This window comes from Variovorax sp. P4_D9 (genome assembly GCF_056401695.1).
The window spans coordinates 1-1,730 of record NZ_JBFUIU010001317.1 but is presented as its reverse complement, the minus strand read 5'-3'; the positions used below and the strand labels follow the sequence as shown (position 1 = coordinate 1,730).

At 67.0% G+C, this 1,730-nt stretch carries 1 protein-coding gene and 1 pseudogene; both read left to right on the top strand.

The features are described 5' to 3' along the window. On the top strand, nt 1-1,193 hold a 1,193-nt coding region (gene kdpA / locus AC1DY5_RS54400; RefSeq protein WP_478122489.1), incomplete at its 5' end, for a potassium-transporting ATPase subunit KdpA. 11 nt (nt 1,194-1,204) lie between these two features. Then, nucleotides 1,205-1,730 (top strand): annotated as a pseudogene (locus tag AC1DY5_RS54395) (potassium-transporting ATPase subunit B); the annotation flags it as partial.

Here is a 1,730-nt window from a genome sequence, read left to right as displayed (position 1 = left end):
CCTACAAGACCGTGACCACGGTGGAAACCACGGCCTACCAGAACCCCAAGCTGGATGCGGCGGGCCAGCCGGTGAAGGACGCYCAGGGCAATCCGGTGACCGAAGACGCGAGCACCACCACGCAGACGCTGGCCATGGGCCCGGTCGCCTCGCAGGAGGCAATCAAGATGCTCGGCACCAACGGCGGCGGCTTTTTCAACGCCAACTCGGCGCATCCCTACGAGAACCCGACGGCACTGGCCAACCTGGTGCAGATGCTGGCCATCTTCCTGATTCCGGCCGCGCTGTGCTTCGCCTTCGGGCGCGTGGTCGGCGACCTGCGCCAGGGCTGGGCGGTGCTGGCGGCGATGACGGTGCTGTTCGTTGCAGCGGTGATCGTGGTCATCCCCGCCGAGCAGGCCGGCAATCCCCTGGTCGGCGCACTGGGCGTCGACCAGGCSGCCAGCGCGCTGCAGGCCGGCGGCAACATGGAAGGCAAGGAAGTGCGCTTCGGCATCACGGCCTCGGGGCTGTTCGCCGCCATCACYACGGCGGCATCCTGCGGGGCGGTCAATGGCATGCACGACTCCTTCACGCCGCTGGGCGGCATGGTGCCGCTGGTGCTGATSCAACTCGGCGAGGTGGTCTTCGGCGGCGTCGGCACCGGCCTCTACAGCATGCTGATCTTCGCCATTCTCGCGGTCTTCATCGCCGGGCTGATGATCGGCCGCACACCCGAGTACCTGGGCAAGAAGATCGAGGTGCACGAGATGAAGCTRACATCGATCGCGATCCTGGTGACGCCGATCCTGGTGCTGGCGGGCACCGCGGTCGCGGTGATCGCCGATGCCGGCAAGACCGGCATCGCCAACCCCGGGGCCCACGGCTTCTCGGARATCCTCTACGCGTTCACCTCGGCCGSCAACAACAACGGCAGCGCCTTTGCAGGGCTGTCRGCCAACACGCCGTTCTACAACGCGTGGCTCGCCATTGCGATGTGGTTCGGCCGCTTCGGCGTGATCGTGCCGGTGCTCGCCATCGCGGGCGCGCTGGCCGCCAAGAARCGCATTCCGGTCACCGCGGGAACGATGCCCACGCACGGCCCRTTGTTCGTGACCCTGCTGATCGGCACCGTGCTGCTGGTSGGCYTGCTCAACTAYGTGCCCGCGCTGGCGCTCGGCCCCRTCGTCGAGCACCTGATGCTGTGGAAATGAGAYYGCWGACCATGAAAAAGAAYCCTTCTCCCATCTCCCTGGGCGWGCCTGCCCAGCCGGCGGACGTGGCCGTGGCCGAAGCCAAGGCCCTCGCCAGGAAGAAAAAGCACCTCTCGCTCCTTGACGCCGAGCTGCTCAGGCCCGCGCTGTGGGCGTCGGTCACCAAGCTGAGCCCGCGCGTGCAGTGGCGCAATCCGGTGATGTTCATCGTCTACATCGGCAGCATCCTCACGACCATGCTGTGGGTGCACTCGCTGAGCTTCCCTGGCGAAACCGGCATGCCGCCGGCCTTCGTGCTCGCGGTGTCCATCTGGCTGTGGTTCACGGTGCTGTTCGCGAACTTCGCCGAAGCGCTGGCCGAAGGCCGCAGCAAGGCGCAGGCTGCTTCCCTGCGCGGACTGCGCAAGGACACCTGGGCCAAGAAGCTGACCCAGCCCTTCCATGGTGCGACCTTTCTGCCGGAGCAGGCACCGAACCTGCGCCGCGGCGACGTGGTGCTGGTCGAGACGCACGACGTGATCCCGCTCGATGGCGAGG